Genomic DNA, 24,803 nt, shown 5'->3' with positions numbered 1-24,803 from the left:
GTCGGGCAATGTGCCCACCATCTCAAGAGAAGCGTTGATTAAATGCGAAGGTTGATGTGAAATCGTGCAGCATTATAAAACAATTCCCCTGGGGCACGGTGAAGGATTTACCATGAAACAACGCATTAACCGGCTGCTGTTCAGCATGCTGATCGGCGGCGCGCTGCTGTCTGCCGCCACGTTACCTGCTTTTTCCGTCAGCGCTGAAACGCCTGCCGCCAGTGCGCAGGTCAGTAAGCCGCTGAGCATTATCGACCTCTCCGAGCTCCAGCTCGATGGTGCCGCCGCACTGGTGTTAACGTTCAATCAGCCGCTTGATGATAAGCAGGACGTGGCCAAAAAAGTCCGGCTGACGGACGATCAGCGCGGCAAGGTGGATGGCGGTTGGGAGCTGTCCGGGAATCGCAAGGCGCTGCGTTTTCGCCATCCTGAACCCTCACGGCACTTTACTGTGACCGTCGATCCGGGCTTGCGCGCCGCCAGTGGTGAAACGCTGACCGCGGCTTACAGCCAAAAAATCACCACGCGCGACATTGAGCCGATGGTGGGCTTCGCCAGTCGCGGTTCTTTGCTGCCATTGCGTATTGCGCAGGGCCTGCCGGTGCTGGCCTTGAATGTCGATCAGGTGGATGTCGATTTTTTCAGGATTAAAAACGCGGGCCTGGCGCAATTCCTGTCCCAGTGGAATAACGGGAGTAATCTCTCAACCTGGCAATCTCAGGAGCTGCTTAAAACCAGCGAGCTGGTTTACAGCGGCCGCTTTGAGCTTAACCCGGCACGCAATACGCGGGAAAAACTGCAGCTGCCGCTAAAAGACATCAAGCCGCTTCAGCAACCGGGCGTTTATCTGGCCGTGATGAAACAGGCCGGCACGTATCATTACAGTATGCCAGCCACGCTCTTCACCCTGAGCGATATCGGCCTGTCACTGCACCGTTTTCCGGGCCAGTTTGAACTGTTTGCCCAGAGTCTGGAAAACGGCGATCCGCTCTCAGGCGTCAATGTCAGAGTCCTGAACGATAAAGGGCAGGTCCTGCAAAACGGCACCAGCGACAGCAGCGGGCATGTGCGTCTGAAAGCCGAAGACAAGGGCAAGTTCCTGTTGGCAATACAGGGCGATCAAACCTCCCTCATCGATCTGGCTCGCCCGGCATTAGATTTAGCCGAATTTCCCGTGGCGGGACCGGAGGGCTATGACAAGCAGCTGTTCGTGTTTGGCCCGCGCGATATCTACCGTCCCGGCGAAACGGTGATCGCCAATGCGCTGCTGCGTGATGCTGATGGCAAACCGTTACCGGCCCAGCCGGTTAAAGCCGAAGTGGTACAGCCCGACGGTGAAGTGGTGCGCACCTTTGTCTGGCAACCGCAGGACGGGTTGTATCAGCAGCGATTCAGCCTGCCCACGACCGCCATGACCGGTGGCTGGATGCTGCGACTGAACACCGGTGATAACCTGCCGCGTCAGTGGCATTTCCGCGTCGAAGATTTCCTGCCAGAGCGCATGTCGCTGACGCTGAAAAACGATGAGCAACCTCAGCCTGCCGATGCGGATATCACCTTTAACGTTGAGGGGCGTTATCTCTATGGCGCGCCTGCGGCGGGGAATGCGCTGCAGGGGCAGCTCTATCTACGTCCTGCCCGGGACGCGGTGGCAGCACTGCCTGGCTATCAGTTTGGGGATATCACTGAGGAGGGCGTCAAACGCAGCCTGGGTGATGTGGATATCAAACTGGATGCGAACGGCAAAGCCCAGCTAACCGTCGAGAATCAGTGGGACCAGCTCCACTCGCCGCTAAACCTGATTTTACAGGCCAGCCTGCTGGAAACGGGTGGACGGCCTGTGACCCGACGTGCCACTCAGGCGATCTGGCCCGCGGAGGCGCTGCCGGGCATTCGTCCCCTGTTCGGCAACAAGTCGATCTACGATTACCGCAGTGACAGTTATCGCGATGAGCCGACCGTGCCGGAAAACAGCCTGGCCGATTTCGACATTGTTTACGCCAACAGTCAGGGCGAAAAGCTGGCGGCAGAAAAGCTGAATGTGCGCTTGATTCGCGAACGTCGTGATTACTACTGGAGCTTCTCTGACAGTGAAGGCTGGCAGTCACGCTACGACGCGAAAGATCTGCAGGAAGATGAGCGATCGATTACGGTGCCCGCTGAGGGCAGTACCAAAGTCAGCTTCCCGGTCGAGTGGGGCAGCTACCGACTGGAAGTGCAGGCGGGTGAAAAAATTGTCAGCAGCGTGCGTTTTCAGGCGGGCTATGACTGGCAGGATAATACCAATGGTACGGGCGCTCTGCGCCCGGATCAGGTCAAACTCCGCTTAGACAAAGCCGCTTATCAGCCCGGAGAAACCGTGCATCTGCAGGTGGAATCGCCCACGGCCGGCAAGGGCTATCTGATGGTTGAGTCCAGCAGCGGCACGCTGTGGTGGCAGCCGCTGACCGTTCCGCAGGGCGGGACGACGGTGGATGTGCCGATTGCCAACAGCTGGCAGCGTCACGATCTCTATTTTAGTGCCATCGTCGTACGGGAAGGGGACAAAACCAGTGGCGCTACGCCAAAACGTGCCGTCGGACTGCTACATCTGCCGATGGCGACCGACGCGCGCCGCCTGACCCTGACGCTGGATGCGCCCGAAAAGGTTCGCCCTGAGCAGAACCTGACGGTCAATGTGCAGGCCAGTCGTGAAGGCGGCCCGCTGCCGGATAAGGTGCATGTGCTGCTGTCGGCGGTGGACAGCGGGGTTTTGAGCGTGACGGATTACAAAACCCCGGATCCCTGGCAGGCCTTTTTCGGCCGTAAACGTTATAACGTCGACCAGTACGATGTGTTTGGGCAGTTGATTGAAGGCGGCGGACGCCTTGCAGCGCTGCGCTTTGGCGGCGACGGCGAAGACGACACGCTGACGCGCGGCGGCAAGAAACCCGTTACCCACGTCAACATTGTGGCTCAGCAGCTACAGGCTGTTACGCTGGATAAAAACGGCAAGGGCTCGATCACGCTCCCTGTCCCGGCATTTAACGGTGAACTGCGCCTGATGACGCAGGTCTGGAGCGATGACAGCTTTGGCGCGGCAGAGCGCAAGCTGGTTGTGGCGGCGCCGCTGGTCAGTGAACTGGCCACGCCGCGCTTCCTGGCCAGCGGCGACAGCGCATCGCTGGCGCTGGATATCACCAACCTGACTGATTTACCGCAAACGCTGAAGGTGGATCTCGCAGCCCGGGGGCTTATTGCGCTGTCCGGCGCGGCCACGCAAAACGTGACGCTGGCCAAAGGTGAGCGGAAAACGCTACAGGTGCCAGTCACCGCGCAAAATGGTTTTGGTGACGGTGACGTTCAGGTCACGATTTCAGGCCTGAATCTGCCGGGTGAGCAGGTGCGGCCCAGCCAGCAGCAGTGGAAGATTGGCGTAAGGCCTGCTTATCCGGCCCAGACGCTCAGTTTTGACGCGGTGATCAACGGCGAGCAGCCGTGGCAGGTGACGGCGGCAGCCTTTGCCGGCCTGGACGCGGCTACGCTCAGTGGACAACTGACGCTGAGTAATCGCCCACCGTTGAATATTGCGCGCTATATCAGTGCGCTTTATGCCTATCCCTACGGTTGTCTGGAGCAAACGGCGAGCGGGCTGTGGCCATCGTTGTACACCAGCCAGGCGCAACTTACCGCCATGGGTATCAAAACCAGCTCTGATGAGGTTCGCCGGGCAGCGGTGGAAACCGGTATTGCCCGGTTGGCGGGCATGCAGCGCGCGGACGGCAGCTTTGGTTTATGGGGCAAACAGAGCGAAGAAGAATTCTGGTTAACGCCTTACGTGACGGATTTCTTACTGCGCGCCAGTGAGGCGGGCTATGCGTTGCCTGATGAGGTCGTCAGCCGGGCGAACGCGCGCCTGCTGCGTTATCTTCAGGACCCGGCGCAGATTACCGGAGGCGGCAGCCAGCACGTCGAAGCGTTACGTTTCAGCGTGCAGGCTTATGCCGGACTGGTGCTGGCGCGCCAGCAGCGGGCACCGCTGGGTGCCTTACGTGCGCTGTATGAAAAGCGTGACAAGGCCCAGTCGGGACTGGCGCTGATGCAGTTGGGCATTGCGCTGAAGTTAATGGGTGATGAACAGCGTGCGCAACTGGCGGTGATGCAGGGGGCAACGCTGCCACGCGCTGAGAACCGCTGGTTTGGCGACTACGGCAGTACCGTGCGCGATCAGGGCATGATGATTGCGCTGCTGGCTGAAAATCAGCTGCAGCCGGACCTGCAAAACAGCCTGCTGCTGTCACTGTCTAAAGAGGTGACGGGCAAGCGCTGGTTCTCCACTCAGGAGAATAATGCCCTTTACCTGGCGGCCCGGACGCTGCAAACCGCCAACGGGCAACGCTGGCAGGCGCAACTTTCGGGTAGCGATCAGCCTGTGAGTGGAGATGCGCCGCTAAATAAAGGACTGGATCATCAGCAACTGACTCAGGGCGTTGACGTACGTAATGTCGGCAGCACGCCGCTGTACGCCAGTCTGAACGTGGTCGGCTATCCGCTGAGTCCACCTGCGCCAGTCAGCCATATGATGGCGATTAAACGCGAGTACTTTACGCTGGATGGGCAGGCTGCCGATTTGAATAATCTGCGCAGCGGGGAACTGCTGGTGGTGCGCCTGACGGTCTCAGCCAAACGCAGCATTAGCGATGCGCTGGCGGTGGATTTATTGCCCGCCGGTCTGGAGCTGGAAAATCAGAACCTGGCGGACAGCAGTGCCAGTCTGGGGGACAGCGCCGATGCCTTAAAAGAGAGCATGATGGATATGCAACAGGCCAGCATCAGGCATATTGAGTTCCGTGATGACCGCTTTGTTGCCGCTCTGGCCGTCGATACGTATCGTCCCACCACGCTGATTTATCTGGCGCGGGCAGTTACACCGGGGCGCTATCAATTGCCCCCGCCGCAGGTGGAATCCATGTACGTGCCCGAATGGCGCGCCATTGGCAGCACACCGCAGCAGCTGCATGTACAGTAATCGGGTGCGTGCGTGATCAGGCACATCAGAAAGCGGTGGCTGCTGGCGCTGCCGCTTTGTGTTCTGGGGCTGCTGCTTGCGCTGCTGATACTGGACCGGCTGTCACCACTGCCGCTTAAAGCGGTCCAGCCTGCGCGAGTGGTGGTTGCGGAGGACGGTACGCCGTTGTGGCGATTTGCCGACAGTCAGGGGATCTGGCGCTATCCGGTCACGCCGGAAGAGGTTTCGCCCGCCTATATCCAGGCGTTGCTGACCTATGAAGATCGCTGGTTCTGGTATCACCCTGGTATTAATCCGCTGTCTGTGCTGCGGGCCGCCTGGCAGAATCTTCGCTATCGTAGTGTAATTTCCGGTGGCAGCACTTTAACGATGCAGGTGGCACGGCTTATCGACCCGCAGCCGCGGACGCTGCGCGGCAAGCTGATTCAGACATGGCGTGCCCTCCAACTGGAGTGGCACCTGTCAAAACGCGACATCCTGACGCTTTATCTTAATCGCGCGCCCTTTGGCGGCACGCTGGAAGGCATTGGCGCAGCCAGCTGGAGCTGGCTGGGCAAATCCCCGTCGCAGTTAACCCGCGGGGAAGCCGCCTTGCTGGCCGTGCTGCCGCAGTCACCCAGCCGCCTGCGGCCCGACCGCTGGCCGGAACGGGCTGAGGCGGCACGTAATAAAGTGCTGGACCGTCTGGCGCAATATCACGTCTGGTCTGCGCGTCAGGTGGCCGAGATCCGCCAGGAACCGGTCTGGCTGCCACCACGGCAAATGCCGCAGATGGCACCCTTGCTGGCCCGGCGGCTGTTGTCGATCAGCACTCACGAAAAAATCGTCTCAACGCTGGACCCGTCGCTGCAGCGTGAGCTGGAAAGTATGACGCTGAACATCAAAAATCAGCTGCCGCCGCGCACCTCGCTGGCCATTCTGGTGGTCGATCACACCACCATGGCCGTACGTGGGTATGTTGGTTCCGTTGACTTTGCTGACGACAACCGCTTCGGGCATGTCGATATGATTGCCAGCGTACGCTCACCGGGATCGATCTTAAAACCCTTTGTTTATGGCATGGCGCTGGATGACGGGCTGATTCATGCCGAGTCGCTGCTGCAGGATGTGCCGCGCCGTTTTGGCGACTACCGTCCGGGTAACTTCGATACCGGTTTTCATGGGCCGGTCAGCGCCAGCGAAGCGCTGGTGCGTTCCCTTAATCTGCCTGCGGTGCAGGTGCTGGAAGCGCTGGGTCCCAAAAATGTCGCGGCCCGCCTGCGCAATGTCGGGCTTAACCTGCGCTTTCCGCCCGGCGCCGAGCCGAATTTGTCATTGATCCTGGGGGGCACCGGCGCGCGCATGGACGAGATCGTTGCGGCGTACAGCGCTTTCGTGCGTCGGGGCAACGCCGCGCAACTGCGCTGGATGCCCGATCAACCGTTGCAGCAGCGGCCTCTGCTTTCGCCCGGCGCGGCGTGGATTATCCGCCGTGTCCTGGCGGGTGAAGCGCAGCCTGCGGGCAAAGGGAACCTGCCTGCGGTTGTACCGCTGGCGTGGAAAACCGGCACCAGCTATGGCTATCGCGATGCCTGGGCGGTGGGCATGAATCCCCGCTATCTGATCGGCGTCTGGGTTGGCCGTCCCGATGCAACGCCCGTCGCAGGGCAGTTTGGTTTTGCGTCTGCCGTTCCCGTGATGAATCAGGTAAACAGCGTACTGATGAACCGTTTAGCCGGACAGGAGGTGCCCGTTGATCCTCGTCCCGCATCGGTTACGGTGGCCAGCATCTGCTGGCCGGGCGGACAACCGCTGCCTGTGGGCGATGAAAACTGCCGCCAGCGCCGCCAGAGCTGGGTGTTGAATGACACGTTGCCGCCCACTTTGCTGGCATCGGGCCAGGAAAGCCTCAGCGGTTTACGGTTGCGCTACTGGCTAAATGACCAGGGCCGCCGCGTGGCGGCTGACTGTCCGCACGCTGTCAGCCACGATCGTTTACTGTGGCCCTTACCGCTGGAAGCCTGGCTACCGTTGCAGGAGCGACGGCGTCAGCGGTTACCGGCTATCGACAGTCAGTGCCCGCCACTCACGCAGGGCAGCAGCGCGCCGCTGATTGTCACAGGCGTCATTGACGGGCAACGGGTGCAGCCGTTGCCGGGTAATTCCACCCTGGTCATGCCGGTTGCGGCACAGGGCGGGCAGGGTAATCAGCGCTGGTGGTTTTTGAACGGTGAACCCGTGACGGCGGAAAACCAGAACGGCACGCTGTCGCTGCGTCTTGATCGCTCAGGTGACTATCAACTGGTGGTGATGGATGAAGCCGGGCAGCTTGCGACCGTTAACTTCACACGGGGATGATGGTTTTTTGCGCTAAATCAGATTTGAAAGCCTTCCGCATCGACACAGATCAAGATTTTTCAAGAAATTATGGGTTCTGTGATAGGCAACGTCACACTCAACCCCTATAATCGGCGCCGTTTCTTAGCCGGGGCGTGCGCCCTCGGTTTCTTCAGAACGTCAAGACAGAGGTCATCATGGCAATCGAACGTACTTTTTCTATCATCAAGCCAAACGCCGTCGCGAAAAACGTGATCGGTGCTATCTACAACCGTTTTGAAAGCGCAGGCTTCAAAATCGTTGGCGCAAAAATGCTGCAGCTGAGCAAAGAGCAGGCTGAAGGTTTCTACGCAGAGCACCAGGGCAAGCCGTTCTTCGACGGTCTGGTTGAATTCATGACCTCTGGCCCGGTTGTGGTTTCTGTACTGGAAGGCGAAAATGCCGTTCAGCGTCACCGTGACCTGATGGGTGCAACTAACCCAGCCAACGCACTGGCCGGTACACTGCGTGCTGACTATGCTGACAGCTTCACCGAAAACGCTACTCACGGTTCTGACTCTGCAGAGTCTGCAGCCCGTGAAATCGCGTACTTCTTCGGCGAAAACGAAATCTGCCCACGTACCCGTTAATTACTGACGCGTACACGGCTTTACAAAAATCTGCTGACCCGCGGTCACTCGCACCTGTTATCGGGCAGCAGATGTTGTACAATATTGCGCCTTCATTGAGCCAGCTTAGTGAAGGCGTAATTTTTTCTTTTCCCAACCGCGCCATAACGTGTAACAACGAGGCCAGAGAACACTATGTCCGAACAGATTGTGACGCCCGCGTCCACCTCACCGCTTTCCGTTTCGCCCAAAAGCCAAAAAATTAACCTGCTGGATCTTAACCGTCAGCAGATGCGCGAATTCTTTGTGTCCCTGGGTGAAAAACCGTTCCGTGCCGATCAGGTGATGAAGTGGATTTACCACTACTGCTGCGACGATTTCGAGCAGATGACCGACATCAATAAAAAGCTGCGTAACCGCTTAATGGAACTCACCGAAATTCGCGCGCCGGAAGTGGCCGAAGAGATGCGTTCAACGGACGGCACCATTAAGTGGGCTATTCGCGTGGGCGATCAACTGGTGGAAACGGTATATATCCCGGAAGGCGACCGTGCCACGTTGTGCGTGTCCTCCCAGGTGGGCTGTGCACTGGAATGTAAATTCTGCTCAACGGCGCAACAGGGCTTTAACCGCAATCTGCGCGTCTCCGAAATTATCGGCCAGGTCTGGCGTGCGGCAAAAATTGTCGGTGCAGCCAAACTGACCGGCCAGCGTCCTATCACTAACGTCGTGATGATGGGCATGGGCGAACCTCTGCTCAACCTGAATAACGTCGTCCCGGCAATGGAAATCATGCTGGATGACTTCGGTTTCGGTTTATCAAAACGCCGTGTGACGCTGTCGACCTCGGGCGTGGTTCCGGCTCTCGACAAGCTGGGTGACATGATTGACGTGGCGCTGGCTATCTCGCTGCATGCGCCCAATGATAAACTGCGCGATGACATCGTGCCGATTAACAAGAAGTACAACATCGAAACCTTCCTGGCGGCAGTCAAACGCTATATTGGTAAATCCAACGCCAACCAGGGACGTGTCACGATTGAGTATGTGCTGCTGGACCACGTGAACGACAGCACCGATGATGCGCATGAGCTGGCGGCATTGCTCAAAGAAACACCGTGCAAAATTAACCTGATCCCCTGGAACCCCTTCCCGGGCGCACCTTATGGTCGCAGCTCAAACAGCCGCATTGACCGCTTCGCTAAGGTGCTAATGGACTATGGCTTTACCACCATTGTGCGTAAAACCCGCGGGGACGATATTGATGCCGCCTGTGGTCAGCTGGCGGGTGAAGTCATCGACCGCACCAAACGTACCCTGCGTAAGAAGATGGCCGGTGAAGCCATATCTGTGAAGGCGATCTGAAAGGCGGACGAACAGGGTTTCTGATCGGTTACCGGCGTGGCAGGCTGCTGCCCACCACACGGATGACAGGAAGGAAACCTTATGCGCAAAGGAGCAGGCGCGCGGCTACTGGCCGTTTTTGTTGTAAGCGGTTGTGTCAGTTCACCGTCGCAACCCGGGGCCGCAGAATTGCGTTTACAGCTGGGTATGCATTACCTTGCCGTAAACGATTACAGTGCGGCGCGCCGTAATTTCCTTCGCGCGCAGGCGGCAGCGCCAAAGGATTATCGGGTGCAGCTGGCCTTTGCCAGGCTCGCTCAGCGTCAAGGGCAAACTTCTGCTGCGCATCTTCATTTTTTACAGGCGCAGCAAATTGCCCCATATAATGGTTACATCGCTAACAATTACGGTGCGTTTCTTTGCACTTTAGGGCAGTATGATGAAGCGCATCAACAGTTTATCCGGGCAAAAGATGCGCAGGAAGGAGACGCCCGCATCGATGCGTACGAACTGTCGGGATATTGTTATCTGCGGGCAGGGGACAGACAGTCAGCGCGAGCAGCATTGTCTTATGCGCGTGATGCGGACAGAAGTAAGGGAGAATCGCTGCTGGCTGAAGCTGAAAGAGCGGTCGAACATGACCAATGGGCTAACCTGGCGCTATTGTTAGAGCTTTACCAGCCGCTGCCGGAGACGGCACGCAGCCTGGCGTTACACATACGTTTCGCCGCGCAACAGGGAAATCACGCAGACGTTTCACGTTATGGCGACCAGTTAGCGCGACGTTTTCCGCAATCGATACAGTACCAGCGTTATTTAGCTAATGAATACTGAAGCCACTCAAGAAAATTCTGCAGTTCATTCCACAGGTGCCCGCCTGCGTATCGCCCGTGAGCAAATGGGACTTACGCAGCAAAATGTCGCTGAACGCCTGTGCCTTAAACTTTCTACCGTGCGTGATATTGAAGAAGACAAGTCACCTGCGGATTTAGCCTCTACCTTCCTGCGCGGTTATATTCGTTCCTATGCGCGTCTGGTGCATATTCCTGAAGAGGAACTGCTGCCGATGATGGCAAAACAGACGCCAGTGCGGGCAGCCAAAATCGAACCGATGCAAAGCTTCTCATTGGGTAAACGCCGCAAGAAGCGGGACGGCTGGTTAATGATCTTCACCTGGCTGGTGGTCTTTGTTGTCGTTGGTCTGACGGGGGCCTGGTGGTGGCAAAACCATAAAGCCTCTCAGGATGAACTGGTGTCGATGGCCGACCAAAACGGCAGCAGCGGTGACAACAGCCAGTCGATTCCCTTAGGGCAAAACAGTGGTTCGTCCTCCGCGCCAGCGGATAACAGTACCAGCGTGCCGTTAACCAGTGGAAACAGCGCGGCGAACCCTGCTCCTGCTAACAGCGGCACAGCGGCCAGCACGCCCGCTGAAAACGACAACGCAAATGCAGCCACCTCCTCTTCGGCAGAGAACAATGCCGTGGTTTCACCCAGTCAGGCACCCGTAGAGAACACTACCGCACCGACGTCGTCGAACGCTACGCAGCCCATGCCTGTGGGCGCAGCGGCCGTCAGCGAACCTGCCGCCGATCCGAATGCGGTGGTGATGACTTTCACGGCTGATTGCTGGCTGGAAGTCAGCGATGCGACGGGCAAAAAACTGTTTAGCGGTATTCAGCGCAGTGGCGGTAAACTGAGTCTGTCAGGAACGGCCCCGTATCGTCTGAAAATTGGTGCGCCGGCAGCTGTTCATGTCGAATATCAGAATAAACCCGTTGATTTAAGTCGCTTTATCCGTAATAACCAGGTTGCTCGCCTGACGTTGGGTGCGCAATAACAGCGTAACGCGTGTTCCGGGCAATTGTGGAGAAGAAATATGCATAACCAAGCACCCATTATCCGCCGTAAGTCCAAACGTATTTACGTCGGCCAGGTGCCGATTGGCGATGGTGCGCCCATCGCCGTTCAGTCAATGACGAACACCCGCACCACCGATGTGGCCGCGACGGTCAGTCAGATCAAAGCCCTTGAGCGCGTGGGGGTGGATATCGTTCGCGTGTCGGTGCCCACGATGGATGCCGCCGAAGCGTTTAAACTGATTAAGCAGCAGGTCAATGTCCCGCTGGTCGCCGATATCCATTTTGACTACCGTATCGCGCTGAAAGTGGCGGAGTACGGTGTGGATTGCCTGCGCATCAACCCCGGCAACATTGGTAACAACGAGCGTATCCGCTCTGTTGTCGACTGTGCCCGCGATAAAAATATTCCCATCCGCATCGGGGTTAACGCCGGATCGCTGGAAAAAGATCTGCAGGAAAAATACGGCGAACCTACGCCGCAGGCCCTGCTGGAATCGGCCATGCGTCACGTCGATCATCTGGATCGCCTCAACTTCGATCAGTTTAAAGTCAGCGTAAAAGCCTCGGATGTGTTCCTGGCCGTTGAGTCCTATCGTCTGCTGGCCAAACAAATTGAGCAGCCGCTGCACCTGGGGATCACCGAAGCGGGCGGCGCACGCGCAGGGGCAGTAAAATCCGCTATTGGTCTGGGATTACTGCTTTCAGAAGGCATCGGCGACACACTGCGTATCTCGCTGGCCGCTGACCCGGTAGAAGAAGTCAAAGTGGGCTTTGATATCCTGAAGTCGCTGCGTATCCGTTCACGCGGCATTAACTTCATTGCCTGCCCGACCTGTTCTCGTCAGGAGTTTGACGTGATTGGCACGGTAAACGCGCTGGAGCAGCGACTGGAAGACATTATCACGCCGATGGATGTCTCTATCATTGGCTGTGTGGTGAATGGTCCGGGCGAAGCGACAGTGTCCACGCTGGGCGTGACCGGCAGCAACAAGAAAAGCGGTTTCTACGAAGACGGTGTCCGTCAGCGCGATCGTCTCGACAATGACAATATGATCGATCAACTGGAAGCACGCATTCGCGCCAAAGCGGCGATGCTGGATGAAACCCGTCGTATCGACGTACAGCAACTGGAAAAATAATCCTTTGCGCGTACGGCATGCACGACTTTTTTAGCTGAGCCTGTGCGGTTTCATCCTCATGAGGTATGATGCCGGACAGGTTTTTTTGCATTAAGAGATTTTAACGTGGCGAAGAATATTCAAGCGATTCGCGGGATGAACGATTTTCTGCCTGCGGATACGGCCATCTGGCAACGAGTTGAAGATGTCCTGAAGTCCGTGCTGGCGAGTTATGGTTACAGCGAAATTCGCTTACCTATTGTAGAGCAAACTCCCCTGTTCAAACGTGCAATCGGTGAAGTCACCGATGTGGTTGAAAAAGAGATGTACACCTTTGACGATCGTAATGGCGAAAGCCTGACGCTTCGTCCGGAAGGGACGGCAGGCTGCGTGCGTGCCGGTATCGAACACGGCTTGCTTTACAATCAGGAACAGCGCCTGTGGTACATGGGCCCTATGTTTCGCTACGAGCGTCCGCAAAAAGGGCGCTATCGCCAGTTCCACCAGATTGGTGTGGAAGTCTTTGGCCTGCAGGGGCCGGATATTGATGCCGAGCTGATTATGCTGAACGCCCGCTGGTGGAAAGCGTTAGGTATCGCCGACCATGTGCGCCTTGAACTGAACTCTATCGGTTCACTTGACGCGCGCGCCAGTTACCGCGAGGCGCTGGTTGCCTTTCTGGAACAGCATAAAGAGGCGCTGGACGAGGACTGCAAACGCCGCATGTACAGCAACCCAATGCGCGTGCTTGACAGTAAAAACCCGGATATTCAGACGCTGCTGAACGATGCGCCTCAGCTTGGTGACTTCCTCGATGAAGAATCACGTGCCCACTTCGATGGCCTGCGTGCGCTGTTAGATGATGCCGGTATCGCTTACACGGTGAATCAGCGCCTGGTACGTGGGCTCGATTACTACAACCGCACGGTGATTGAATGGGTCACCGACAGCCTCGGCTCGCAGGGCACCGTGTGCGGCGGCGGACGTTACGATGGCCTGGTCGAACAACTGGGCGGACGTGCGACGCCAGGTGTCGGTTTTGCCATGGGCATGGAGCGTCTGGTGTTGTTAGTGCAGGCGGTGAACCCAGAATTTGAACCCGCGCGTAATGTCGATGTCTATGTTATCGCCTCAGGTCAGGGCGTTCAGTCAGCGGCAATGCAGCTGGCCGAAAAATTGCGTGATCAGCTGCCCGACATGAAGCTGATGACTAACTTCGGCGGCGGGAACTTCAAGAAGCAATTTGCACGCGCAGATAAGTGGGGCGCTCGCGTGGCGCTGGTGCTGGGTGAAGATGAACAGAAAGCCGGCCAGGTCGTGATCAAAGATCTGCGCAATGGCGAACAGCAAACGCTGGCGCAGGCGGATGCTGCGGCTGCACTGCGCACGCTGTTACAGTAAGCGCGTTATGGCACAACCATTGAAAGGAGAGGGATTGCGTGGAAGTGTATAGCAATGAGAACGAACAGGTTGATGCGCTGCGTCGCTTTTTCGCCAACAACGGTAAAGCATTAGCCATTGGTGTGGTTATCGGTATTGCTGCATTAGGTGGCTGGCGTTACTGGTCGAGCCATGAGCAGGACTCTGCTAAAACCGTGTCGGCTGAGTACCAGAAACTCACCAGTGCCATGCAGGTCAGCAAGCCTGAAACGCTGGAAGCCGTTAACACGTTTGCCCGCGAAAACAGCAACACCTATGGTGCCCTGGCGGCGCTGGATCTGGCGAAGCAGTATGTCGACAGCAATCAGCTGGACAAGGCCGAGAGCCTGCTGCAAAACGGATTAAAAGACACCAAAGATGCCAATCTGCAGGCGGTAATTAACCTGCGCCTGGCACGCATTCAACTGCAACAGAATCAGGCTGATGCGGCACTTAAAACCCTTGACGGTGTGAAGGGTGATGGCTGGACAGCCATTGTGGCTGACATCCGCGGCGAAGCGCTGCTGAGCAAAGGCGATAAGCAGGGCGCGCGCGATGCATGGAGTAAAGGCGTCGAATCTGACGCGTCTCCGGCGCTGAAGCAAATGATGCAGATGAAGATGAATAACTTAAGCTAAGCCAGTCAAGAGAGAGCGCATGGAATTACGTAAATACCTGCTGCCGGGGCTGATTTCAGTCACCCTGCTCAGCGGTTGCTCGCTGTTCAGCGGCGAAGAAGATGTAGTGAAAATGGCCCCATTGCCGAAAGTGGAAAACCAGTTCACGCCGAAGACAGTATGGAGTACAGGCGTGGGCGACGGGATTGGCGATTTCTATTCCAACCTGCATCCGACCTGGCAAGACGGCACCGTTTATGCGGCTGACCGCTTTGGTATCGTAAAAGCGCTCGATGCAGCGGATGGCAAAGAAAAATGGAAAGTCGACCTCTCTGAGAAAACCGGCTTCTTCTCTAAAAACCTGTCTGCCATGCTGTCCGGTGGTATTACCGTCAGCGGCGATCGCCTGTATATCGGCAGTGAGCGCGGTCAGGTTTATGCCCTGAACACCAGTGATGGTTCGATTGTATGGCAAGCCAAAGCGGCTGGCGAAGCGCTGTCGCGTCCTGTGGTCAGCGATGGCCTGGTGCTGATTCATACCAGTAACGGTATGTTGCAGGGTCTGGATCAGGCGACCGGGGCGGTGAAGTGGACCGTGAACCTGGACATGCCTGCGCTGTCGCTGCGCGGTGAATCAGCCCCGTCAGTTGCCTTTGGTGGCGCGATTGTGGGCGGCGACAACGGACGCGTCAGCGCCGTGATCATGAATCAGGGCCAGTTGATTTGGCAGCAGCGTATTTCACAGCCGAGCGGGGCGACGGAAATCGACCGCCTGAGCGACGTGGATACCACGCCGATCATTGTAAATGGTGTGGTTTACGCGCTGGCGTACAATGGCAACCTTTCCGCACTGGATCTGCGTTCAGGGCAGATTTTGTGGAAACGTGAAATTGGCGGCGTGAAAGATCTGATTGTCGATGCCGGGCGTATCTATCTGGTAGATCAGGACGATCGTGTGATTGCCCTGAATGCGGATGGCGGTGTCGCTATCTGGCGTCAAAGCGAGCTGCTGCATCGTAATCTGACCTCACCGGTGCTGTATAATGGCTACATCGTCGTCGGTGACGGCGAAGGCTACCTGCACTGGCTGAACACAACGGATGGCCGCTTTGTTGCCCAGCAAAAACTGGACAGCTCGGGCTTCCAGACTGAGCCTGTTGTCGCCAGCGACAAGCTGCTGATTCAGTCGAAAGATGGTGAAGTTTATGCCATTACCCGCTAACGGGTAAGTTGTCAGGCAGGGTTATCCTTCCGGCACAGCGGCTCCTGATTTCATCAGGGGCCGTTTCGTTTTTAGTCAGGCATGGTATCCTTTGCGCCGTAAGCCTGAACTGAACGGCTAAAGCCGTTATAATCACGCCATTCGGGCGAATTAATACATTATTGAGGCATTGTTATGGTACCTGTGGTCGCGCTGGTTGGGCGTCCCAATGTGGGAAAATCTACGCTGTTTAACCGTTTAACTCGCACACGAGATGCGCTGGTAGCGGATTTTCCTGGACTGACTCGCGATCGCAAATATGGTCGCGCCGAAGTGGAAGGGCGCGAATTCATTGTTATCGATACCGGCGGTATTGATGGCACCGAAGACGGTGTTGAAACGCGTATGGCGGAACAGTCGCTGCTGGCGATTGAAGAAGCCGACGTGGTGCTGTTTATGGTGGATGCCCGTGCAGGCATGATGCCCGCCGATCAGCAAATTGCAAAACATCTGCGCGCGCGTCAAAAAGCGACATTCCTGGTCGCGAATAAAACGGACGGGCTCGATCCGGATCAGGCCATTGTGGATTTCTATTCACTGGGTCTGGGGGAGATCTACGCTATCGCCGCGTCCCACGGCCGTGGTGTGACCAGCCTGCTGGAGACGGCGCTGCTGCCGTGGATGGAAAAGGTTGATCCCGTAGAAGTCACCGAAGAAGATGAAAACGAAGCCTACTGGGCCGCGTTAGCCGCAGAAGAGAACGGTGAGGAAGAGGAAGAAGAGGACGATTTCGACCCGACCACACTGCCGATCAAGCTGGCGATTGTCGGACGTCCAAACGTCGGTAAGTCTACGCTGACTAACCGCATTCTGGGTGAAGATCGCGTGGTCGTTTATGACATGCCAGGCACCACGCGCGACAGTATCTACATCCCGATGGAACGTGACGATCGTGAATATGTGCTGATCGATACCGCCGGGGTGCGTAAGCGCGGCAAAATCACCGATACGGTTGAGAAATTCTCGGTCATCAAAACCCTGCAGGCGATTGAAGACGCTAACGTGGTGATGCTGGTGATCGATGCGCGCGCCGGTATTTCCGATCAGGATTTGTCACTGCTCGGCTTTATCCTGAACAGCGGCCGCTCACTGGTGATCGTGGTGAACAAGTGGGATGGTCTGTCGCAGGAAGTGCGTGATGAAGTCAAAGAGACGCTGGACTTCCGTCTGGGCTTCATCGACTTTGCGCGCGTGCACTTTATTTCTGCGCTGCATGGCAGCGGTGTAGGCAACCTGTTTGAATCGGTAACGGAAGCGTACGACTGCTCAACGAAGCGTGTAAACACCTCGCTGCTGACGCGCATCATGAACATGGCGGCAGAAGACCATCAGCCACCGCTGGTGCGTGGTCGCCGCGTTAAGCTGAAGTACGCCCACGCGGGTGGCTATAACCCACCGATTGTGGTGATTCACGGCAACCAGGTGAAAGATTTACCGGACTCCTACAAGCGTTACCTGATGAACTATTTCCGTCGTTCTCTGAACGTAATGGGCACGCCAATCCGCATTCAGTTTAAAGAGGGTGAAAACCCGTATGAAGGCAAGCGTAACCTGTTAACGCCAACGCAACAGCGTAAGCGTAAGCGTCTGATGGCGCACATGAAGAAAAATAAGCGTTAACTAATCGAGGGCCAGATGGCCCTCTTTTTTTGCCCTGGCATTGTGCTTATTTACACAATGGTGAAAAACGCTGCGCCAGAACTGTGGGCATTTCGTCCCCGACAGCGGCAAGGTCCACTGCACAGGATGGGATATCCGCTGTCACAGGGCGCCTGTCTGTCCCGATTGTCATCAATCCTTACGTGACTGAGGCGAGGTGACTGATGACGTCTTCCAGCATGCGGGTTTACTTTCCCGATACCGACTGACGTACATCCTTGTCCCCTTAAAAGCTCAAAACATCACTTTAGTTGTCCGCTGGGCTACTCTCTGGATCGGCGTGGCCTTATCCAGCGTAAAAATTTGTAGCGAAAATGCTATTGCTTAGTAACAAACAGGTTTAAAACTTCACTGCATAACGTACCAGGTGGTACAATTTCGCCGCGTCATGACGGAGTATCGCCTGCTCTGGCTTCCTCCGGAAACATATCATTCATTTCATGGACGCAGGTCTGATTTAATTGGAATTAAAACAACGCTGTCTCATTAACCTGCAACGTTAACCGCGATACGCGCGAAAAGCGGCGGGCGAAAGAGCGGACTTTGTTTATCAGGAGAGTAAGTGTTATGGCTGAAACATCCTCTCGATCCGGTAAAGGATTGAGAATATGGTCTGTGCTGCTCGGGCTGGTGCTACTGGCAACCGGCCTGTTCTTTGCTGTTGGCGGGGGACAACTCGCAACGCTTGGCGGCAGTTGGTATTTCCTGGTTGCGGGCATCGTTATCGTGCTGTCAGCCATTCAGTTTTTCCGGGCAAAATCCTCAGCGGTTGTGCTTTTCCTGCTGGTATTTTTAGGGACTCTGGTCTGGGCGGTGGTGGACGCTGGCCTGGTCTTCTGGCCACTGGTTTCTCGCCTGATGGTGCCCGCCGGTTTAATGATTCTGACCTTCCTTACCTGGCCCGCCTTACGCAAGCGCGAGAATAAACCTTCGCTGGCAAAACTCTCTTATGCGCTGTCTGCCATCATCGCCGTGGGTATGGTGGCTACATTAGTCCAGATGTTCCAGCCGCATCCAACCGTGGCGGCAACGGGTCCTGAACTGCCGCTGATTCCGGTAGAGAAATCGAAGCAACAGCAAAACTGGGATAACTACGGTAATACCGCTGGCGGCAGCCGTTTTGTCGCGCTCGATCAGATAACCCGTGACAACGTGAAGGATCTGCAGGTTGCCTGGACTTACCGTACGGGGGACATTCCCGAAAGCCCAACCGGTAACGGTGCGGAAGATCAGGAAACGCCGTTGCAGGTCGGTAATACACTTTACCTGTGCACGCCGCACAATAATGTCATCGCCGTCGAAGCAGACAGTGGAAAGCAGATCTGGAAGCGTGAAATCAACGCACAGGCTGAAGTCTGGCCGCGCTGCCGTGGTCTGGCCTATTTCGACGCGACGAAACCGCTGAACCAGCCAACGCAGCCCGGCTCAACGCCAGTACCGGCCGTAACGCTGGCGGCAGGAGACAGCTGTCAGCGCCGTATTCTGATGAATACTATCGATGCGCGCCTGATTGCGATCAACGCCGACAACGGTGAATTCTGTGAAGACTTCGGTAACCATGGCATCGTCGATCTGAAAGCGGGCTTAGGTGATGCGCCGGATCCGCTTTATCAGCTGACCTCAGCCCCAACGCTTGCCGGAACCACGGTGGTCGTGGGCGGCCGCGTGGCGGATAACGTGAAAACCGACATGCCTGGCGGCGTGTTGCGCGGTTTTGATGTGATCACCGGTAAAATGCGCTGGGCGTTTGACCCGGGCAATGTCGATCCTAATGCCATCCTGATGCCTGGCAAGGACTATACGCGCAGTACGCCGAACTCCTGGGCGCCGATGTCGTACGATGCGGCCATGAACACCGTGTTCATTCCTATGGGCAGCTCCTCCGTTGACCTGTGGGGAGCCAATCGTACCGCGCTGGACCATAAATATGGAGCCTCGGTACTCGCGCTGGACGCGACAACCGGTAAAGAGAAGTGGGTTTATCAGACCGTTCATAACGATCTGTGGGACTTTGACCTGCCGATGCAGCCCAGCCTGATCGACTTCCCGATGAAGGATGGCAGCACCAAACCTGCGGTCGTCATCGGCGGTAAAACCGGCATGATTTTTGTGCTGGATCGTCTGACCGGTAAGCCGCTCACCAAGGTTGAAGAGCTGCCGATGCCGCAGGGTGACATCCCGAACGAGCAATATACAAAAACCCAGCCGCATTCGACCGGTATGCCGATGATTGGTAATCAGACGCTGAAAGAGTCGGATATGTGGGGCGCAACCCCGTTCGATCAGCTGGCCTGCCGTATCGCGTTTAAGTCAATGCGCTACAACGGCCTGTTTACCGTACCTGGCACTGATAAGTCGCTGAGTTTCCCGGGTTCACTGGGCGGGATGAACTGGGGCAGTATGTCCACCGATCCGAATAACAACCTGTTGTTTGTTAACGACATGCGTTTAGGATTGTGGGTACAGATGATCCCGGTTGATACCAGCAAAATTTCACGCGGCAGCAACGGGGGGGAAGCCATCAATACCGGTATGGGCGCGGTTCCGTTGAAAGGCACGCCTTATGCCGTGAACAAAAACCGCTTTATGTCACCGTTGGGTATTCCTTGCCAGGCGCCACCGTTTGGTACCCTGTCTGCGATTGACATGAAAACCCAGAAAATCGTCTGGCAGGTGCCGGTAGGTACGGTAGAAGATACCGGTCCGTTCGGCATCAAAATGCGCGCGAAAATGCCTATTGGCATGCCGACGCTGGGCGGTACGCTGGCGACGCAGGGTGGACTGGTGTTTATTGCCGGTACTCAGGACTACTACCTGCGCGCGTTCGATAGCGCCACCGGTAAAGAAGTCTGGAAAGCCCGTTTACCTGTCGGCAGTCAGGGTGGACCGATGAGTTATGTCTCACCGAAAACCGGTAAACAGTACATCGTGATTTCCGCGGGCGGCGCACGCCAGTCGCCGGATCGTGGTGACTATGTGATTGCTTATGCGCTGCCAGACAGCAAATAAGCGACGATAAAACAAAAGGGCCATCGTGGCCCTTTTTTTTGCGTAACGGAAAACCCGTTTTCCCGACAGGATAAGCTGCGGGTTCATAAGACGTGCCGCAGGGCAAACCCGAAGCCGCCTTCTGAGAAGGCGGCTTTGTTACTTACCGTCGCGCAACAGCGACTTGAGTTCTGGCGGCGCCTGTTGCTCGGGAACCAGTATGACGACCGTGCCGGACTGCTGGCGCGTGGCATATTGAATCTGGATGCGAAAGTAACGTTGATCCCCGCGTCCCACCTCTGCTGCTTTTTCCTCGGGTTCGCCCAAAGGCATCGCCCGTTCCAGTACCTGACAGACGTGCGCTTTTTCGGGAGGCGGAAGTTCGCCCAACGGAAATCGACGCTCATTCCGTAAGCCAGGAATAAAAGCAAAGCCGCCTTCTTGCGTTACCACAATCGTTGCGTCATCGGTGAGCTCGGGGAGTTGACTCATAACACGCCTACCTCTTTCCACGCTTGTTCAATTGCGCTCGCCACCGTGGTGTCGAAGCGCTTTTTACCATGCTGCACGGTGAGCTGTGCAAAGGCTTTGAAGTCCGCATCCTGATGTAAATCTTTATCGCACAGCGTGTCGTACCACGCCTGACCCGCTCGCTCCCAGGCATATCCACCCAGGGCTTTTGCGGCCAGATAAAAGGCACGATTAGGGATCCCGGAGTTCAGGTGCACACCGCCGTTATCCTCACGTGTTTTAATATAGTCCTTCATGTGGCCTGGCTGAGGATCTTTCCCCAGCATCGGGTCATCGTAAGCGGTGCCGGGATGTGACATTGACCGCAGACCTTTACCATTGATGCCTTTTGCCAGCAGCCCTTCACCGATGATCCAGTCGGCCTTATCGGCTGTCTGTTTCAGACTAAACTGTTTCACCAGCGAACCAAACACATCAGACATGGACTCGTTCAACGCACCGGCCTGTTCAAAATAGATCAAACCGGCTTCGGTTTCTGTGACGCCGTGCGACAACTCATGCGCCACCACATCAATCGCAATCGTGAAGCGGTTAAAGATTTCGCCATCACCGTCGCCAAACACCATTTGCTGACCGTTCCAGAACGCGTTTTGGTACTTCTCACCGTAGTGAACCGTCCCAGCTAGTTTCAGACCGTGATTATCCAGAGAATTTCGTTTATAGATTTGCCAGAAAAAGTCGTGTGTGACACCAAGATAGTTCCAGGCTTCGTCGGCAGCAACGTCACCATTTGAAGACTGGCCTTCTTTACGCACCAGCGTGCCAGGTAATGTTTCCTGGTTTTTGGCATCATAGATTTCACGCTCAATCTTCCCGGCCTGCGTGGTCTTTGGCGCTGCCGTCTTTTTCCAGTGTTCAGCCATCAGGTGCTGAACATGGGTCAGTGTACGACGTGCCTGCTCCTGCTGGTGGCCGGTGCCGTGATCGATAATCTTGCGAAGAATATAGGGAGGAATAACGCTGAAAGCCATTTGAGACTCCTTGGCATGAGGGATGTACCAGGAAGTATAGTTAAGAAATGCTTTTCTTTCGTCTCGGTTTTTCAGGAATAAGTTGCGTGACCTGGCTTTCAACCCAGCCATCATCAAGGCGGGTGCGTAACCGATCGCCCTTATTCAACTGACCAGTTTTTTTCACGACCTGTCCATGGGTATCCGTCGTAACGCTGAAACCCCGCGCCAGCGTGGCGAGCGGGCTGACGCCTTCCAGTTGCGCGGCAAGCTGACCAAAACGTTGTTTATCGCGGTTAAGCATTTTTTCCATGGCCTGCTGCAGGCGATAGTGCCAGTTCTGCAGACTTTTTTGTGCCTGATACAGGCGTTCTTGTGGCTGCTGTTGGGCCAGCCGCTGTGCCAGGCGATCCTGCTGACGGCTGGCGTGGCAAAGCCGTGTTTCCATCGCATCGCCCAGGCGCTGTTGTAGCCGGAACAGCAGGGTCTGCTGGCGCGCAAGGCGCAACTGCGGATGTTGCTGCTGCAGGCGATGATCTAAACGGCTGAACAGGCGCTGCTGACGCGCCAGATAGTAATCCATTGCCATTTCCAGCCGCTGCTGCTGTGACTGAAGTTGACGCAACAGTTCAAGCTGATTACGGCTGACAATTTCTGCCGCAGCCGATGGCGTTGGGGCGCGCAGGTCAGCGACAAAATCAGCAATCGTGACGTCAGTTTCATGCCCGACAGCACTGACCACGGGAATGTGGCTGGCAAAGATAGCGCGCGCCACGCGCTCGTCATTAAAGCTCCACAGATCTTCCAGCGAACCGCCGCCGCGTCCCACGATTAACACGTCGCACTCTGCCCGCAGGTTAGCGATTTCAATCGCACGTACGATCGCGGCAGGCGCATCTACGCCCTGTACGGCGGTGGGATAAATCACGACCGGTAGTGAGGGATCGCGACGGTGAAGCACGCGCAGTACATCGTGCAGCGCCGCGCCGGTAGCAGACGTTATGACGCCGACCTGCTTTGCCGGTTGCGGCAAGGGCTTCTTATGTTCTGGTGCGAACAGGCCTTCCTGCGCCAGCTTTGCTTTCAACTGTTCGAACTGCTGCTGGAGCAGGCCTTCACCGGCGGGATGCATGCTTTCAATAATCAGCTGATAATCGCCGCGCGGTTCATACAGCGTAATATTGGCGCGAACTAAGATCTGCTGACCATGTTGCGGGCGAAAGGTCACACGACGGTTGCTGTTGCGAAACATCGCGCAGCGCACCTGTGCACCATCATCTTTCAGCGTGAAGTACCAGTGGCCAGAAGCCGGCTGGGTAAAATTAGAGATTTCGGCACTCAGCCACACCAGGCCCATCTCATTTTCCAGCAGCTGGCGCACTGTAGTATTGAGACGACTTACGGTAAAAATATTGGCGTTCGGTGGCAGCGACATGTGACGAAGATCAAATTCCAAATCAGTAAGTTAATTAGTCGATACTACAGGCCCTGTTGCGCGGATCAAGACTTTTTCTAAAAAACTAGTGGAGGCAATCGATTACGCCCTGTATAATGCCGCGGCAATATTTTATCTATTCTCACGCACCCGAGGTGGAGTATTGCCATGTTAAGAATCGCTAAAGAAGCACTCACTTTCGACGACGTCCTGCTCGTTCCTGCTCACTCCACCGTCCTGCCTAATACGGCCGACCTCAGCACGCAACTGACCAAAAATATTCGCCTGAACATTCCCATGCTTTCTGCTGCGATGGATACCGTGACCGAAGCGGGCCTGGCGATTGCGCTGGCACAGGAAGGCGGTCTGGGCTTCATTCATAAAAACATGTCAATTGAACGCCAGGCAGACGAAGTCCGTAAAGTCAAAAAACATGAAAGCGGCGTGGTTACCGAACCACAGACCGTACTGCCCACCACTACACTGGCCGAAGTTAAAGCGCTGACCGAGCGTAATGGTTTTGCCGGTTACCCTGTGGTGAACGCGAAAAACGAACTGGTGGGCATCATCACCGGTCGCGATGTGCGCTTTGTGACCGATCTGAACCAGCCTGTCACTGCCGTGATGACGCCGAAAGAGCGTCTGGTGACGGTGAAAGAAGGCGAAGCCCGCGACGTTGTTCTGCAAAGAATGCACGAAAAACGCGTCGAGAAAGCCCTGGTCGTGGACGACAGCTTCCATTTGCTGGGCATGATCACCGTAAAAGATTTCCAGAAAGCCGAACGTAAGCCTAATGCCTGTAAAGATGCGCAGGGCCGTCTGCGTGTGGGTGCTGCTGTCGGTGCCGGTGCGGGCAACGAAGAGCGCGTGGATGCACTGGTGGCTGCCGGTGTTGACGTCTTACTGATCGACTCTTCTCATGGCCACTCTGAAGGTGTACTGCAGCGCATCCGGGAAACCCGCGCGAAATACCCTGATCTCGAAATCGTCGGCGGCAACGTGGCGACTGGCGCGGGTGCGCTGGCGCTGGTTGAAGCGGGCGTAAGCGCCGTTAAAGTGGGCATCGGTCCGGGATCCATCTGTACGACCCGTATCGTTACCGGTGTCGGTGTTCCGCAGATCACCGCCGTTTCTGACGCTGTTGCGGCGCTGGAAGGCACGGGCATCCCTGTTATCGCTGACGGCGGTATCCGTTTCTCAGGTGATATCGCCAAAGCCATCGCGGCAGGTGCTTCCTGTGTCATGGTAGGTTCTATGCTGGCAGGTACAGAAGAATCGCCGGGTGAAATCGAACTTTACCAGGGCCGTGCCTTTAAATCCTATCGTGGGATGGGGTCACTGGGTGCGATGTCTAAAGGTTCATCAGACCGTTATTTCCAGACCGACAACGCCGCTGACAAGCTGGTGCCGGAAGGCATCGAAGGCCGTGTAGCCTATAAAGGCCGCCTGAAAGAGATCGTGCATCAGCAAATGGGCGGTCTGCGTTCATGTATGGGTCTGACCGGTTGCCCGACCATTGACGATCTGCGCACTAAAGCAGAATTCGTCCGTATCAGCGGTGCGGGCATCAATGAGAGCCACGTGCACGATGTGACCATCACCAAAGAGTCGCCGAACTACCGCATGGGTTCATAACCCCGCAAGATTTCCCGCCCGGCGACAGCCGGGCGCTTTACTTTATCAAGTC

16 protein-coding genes are annotated in these 24,803 nt (G+C 56.3%); 13 read left to right on the top strand and 3 right to left on the bottom strand.

What is annotated here, in order from left to right; all coding sequences use genetic code 11:
- The first annotated feature begins 112 nt into the window (after nucleotides 1-112).
- The 12 genes from RAC90_RS11660 to RAC90_RS11605 all read left to right on the top strand — a co-directional run bounded on the left by RAC90_RS11660 (nucleotide 113) and on the right by RAC90_RS11605 (nucleotide 20,221).
- Nucleotides 113-5,008 carry an alpha-2-macroglobulin gene (locus tag RAC90_RS11660; protein WP_375124354.1) on the top strand — a complete coding sequence of 1,632 codons (4,896 nt, stop codon included), beginning with the start codon at nucleotides 113-115 and terminating at the stop codon, nucleotides 5,006-5,008.
- A 12-nt stretch (nucleotides 5,009-5,020) separates the two neighbouring features.
- Nucleotides 5,021-7,345 carry a peptidoglycan glycosyltransferase PbpC gene (gene pbpC, locus RAC90_RS11655; RefSeq protein WP_375124353.1) on the top strand — a complete coding sequence of 775 codons (2,325 nt, stop codon included), beginning with the start codon at nucleotides 5,021-5,023 and terminating at the stop codon, nucleotides 7,343-7,345.
- Between the two features lie 176 nt (nucleotides 7,346-7,521).
- A complete protein-coding gene (gene ndk, locus RAC90_RS11650; RefSeq protein ID WP_003848684.1) occupies nucleotides 7,522-7,953 on the top strand; it encodes a nucleoside-diphosphate kinase in 432 nt (143 codons plus the stop codon).
- 174 nt (nucleotides 7,954-8,127) lie between these two features.
- Nucleotides 8,128-9,297 carry a bifunctional tRNA (adenosine(37)-C2)-methyltransferase TrmG/ribosomal RNA large subunit methyltransferase RlmN gene (locus tag RAC90_RS11645; RefSeq protein WP_033740892.1) on the top strand — a complete coding sequence of 390 codons (1,170 nt, stop codon included), beginning with the start codon at nucleotides 8,128-8,130 and terminating at the stop codon, nucleotides 9,295-9,297.
- An 81-nt stretch (nucleotides 9,298-9,378) separates the two neighbouring features.
- The gene (gene pilW, locus RAC90_RS11640) at nucleotides 9,379-10,110 is read left to right on the top strand and encodes a type IV pilus biogenesis/stability protein PilW (protein ID WP_033740890.1); all 732 of its coding nucleotides are present in this window, start codon (nucleotides 9,379-9,381) and stop codon (nucleotides 10,108-10,110) included.
- A complete protein-coding gene (gene rodZ / locus RAC90_RS11635) occupies nucleotides 10,100-11,116 on the top strand; it encodes a cytoskeleton protein RodZ (RefSeq protein ID WP_039339986.1) in 1,017 nt (338 codons plus the stop codon). Before pilW ends, rodZ begins: the two co-directional genes overlap by 11 nt.
- Before the next feature lie 39 nt (nucleotides 11,117-11,155).
- Complete coding sequence (ispG, locus tag RAC90_RS11630; RefSeq protein ID WP_033740886.1) at nucleotides 11,156-12,277, top strand: flavodoxin-dependent (E)-4-hydroxy-3-methylbut-2-enyl-diphosphate synthase; 1,122 nt, start codon at nucleotides 11,156-11,158, stop codon at nucleotides 12,275-12,277.
- Between the two features lie 105 nt (nucleotides 12,278-12,382).
- On the top strand, nucleotides 12,383-13,657 hold the full coding sequence (hisS, locus tag RAC90_RS11625; protein WP_006120624.1) for a histidine--tRNA ligase: 1,275 nt from the start codon (nucleotides 12,383-12,385) through the stop codon (nucleotides 13,655-13,657).
- Nucleotides 13,658-13,695: 38 nt separating this feature from the next.
- Complete coding sequence (locus RAC90_RS11620) at nucleotides 13,696-14,313, top strand: YfgM family protein (protein WP_006120623.1); 618 nt, start codon at nucleotides 13,696-13,698, stop codon at nucleotides 14,311-14,313.
- A 19-nt stretch (nucleotides 14,314-14,332) separates the two neighbouring features.
- Nucleotides 14,333-15,514, top strand: a complete 1,182-nt coding sequence (gene bamB / locus RAC90_RS11615; protein ID WP_006120622.1) for an outer membrane protein assembly factor BamB — start codon at nucleotides 14,333-14,335, stop codon at nucleotides 15,512-15,514.
- A 174-nt stretch (nucleotides 15,515-15,688) separates the two neighbouring features.
- Entirely contained in the window at nucleotides 15,689-17,173 is a 1,485-nt protein-coding gene (der, locus tag RAC90_RS11610) for a ribosome biogenesis GTPase Der (protein WP_006120621.1), read from the top strand.
- A gap of 606 nt (nucleotides 17,174-17,779) precedes the next feature.
- Nucleotides 17,780-20,221, top strand: coding sequence for a glucose/quinate/shikimate family membrane-bound PQQ-dependent dehydrogenase (locus tag RAC90_RS11605; protein WP_375124352.1), 2,442 nt, complete (start codon nucleotides 17,780-17,782; stop codon nucleotides 20,219-20,221).
- A 138-nt stretch (nucleotides 20,222-20,359) separates the two neighbouring features.
- Here the strand turns inward: RAC90_RS11605 and RAC90_RS11600 are convergent, their stop codons facing one another.
- From RAC90_RS11600 to xseA, 3 genes are read right to left on the bottom strand one after another with little or no spacing between them, the layout of a single operon-like run.
- Nucleotides 20,360-20,692 (bottom strand): protealysin inhibitor emfourin, encoded by a 333-nt coding sequence (locus tag RAC90_RS11600; protein ID WP_033740881.1) that lies wholly within the window; start codon nucleotides 20,690-20,692, stop codon nucleotides 20,360-20,362.
- Nucleotides 20,689-21,702, bottom strand: a complete 1,014-nt coding sequence (locus tag RAC90_RS11595; RefSeq protein ID WP_033740879.1) for a M4 family metallopeptidase — start codon at nucleotides 21,700-21,702, stop codon at nucleotides 20,689-20,691. Before RAC90_RS11595 ends, RAC90_RS11600 begins: the two co-directional genes overlap by 4 nt.
- A 40-nt stretch (nucleotides 21,703-21,742) precedes the next feature.
- Nucleotides 21,743-23,116, bottom strand: coding sequence for an exodeoxyribonuclease VII large subunit (gene xseA, locus RAC90_RS11590; RefSeq protein WP_375124351.1), 1,374 nt, complete (start codon nucleotides 23,114-23,116; stop codon nucleotides 21,743-21,745).
- Nucleotides 23,117-23,284: 168 nt separating this feature from the next.
- On the opposite strand from xseA, the gene guaB reads away from it, so the two are divergent.
- Nucleotides 23,285-24,751 (top strand): IMP dehydrogenase, encoded by a 1,467-nt coding sequence (guaB, locus tag RAC90_RS11585; protein ID WP_033740877.1) that lies wholly within the window; start codon nucleotides 23,285-23,287, stop codon nucleotides 24,749-24,751.
- Nucleotides 24,752-24,803 lie beyond the last annotated feature (52 nt).

The organism is Pantoea sp. CS_6 (genome assembly GCF_041954745.1).
In the GTDB taxonomy this organism is placed as follows: domain Bacteria; phylum Pseudomonadota; class Gammaproteobacteria; order Enterobacterales; family Enterobacteriaceae; genus Pantoea; species Pantoea stewartii.
This window is presented reverse-complemented; position numbering and strand designations above follow the sequence as displayed.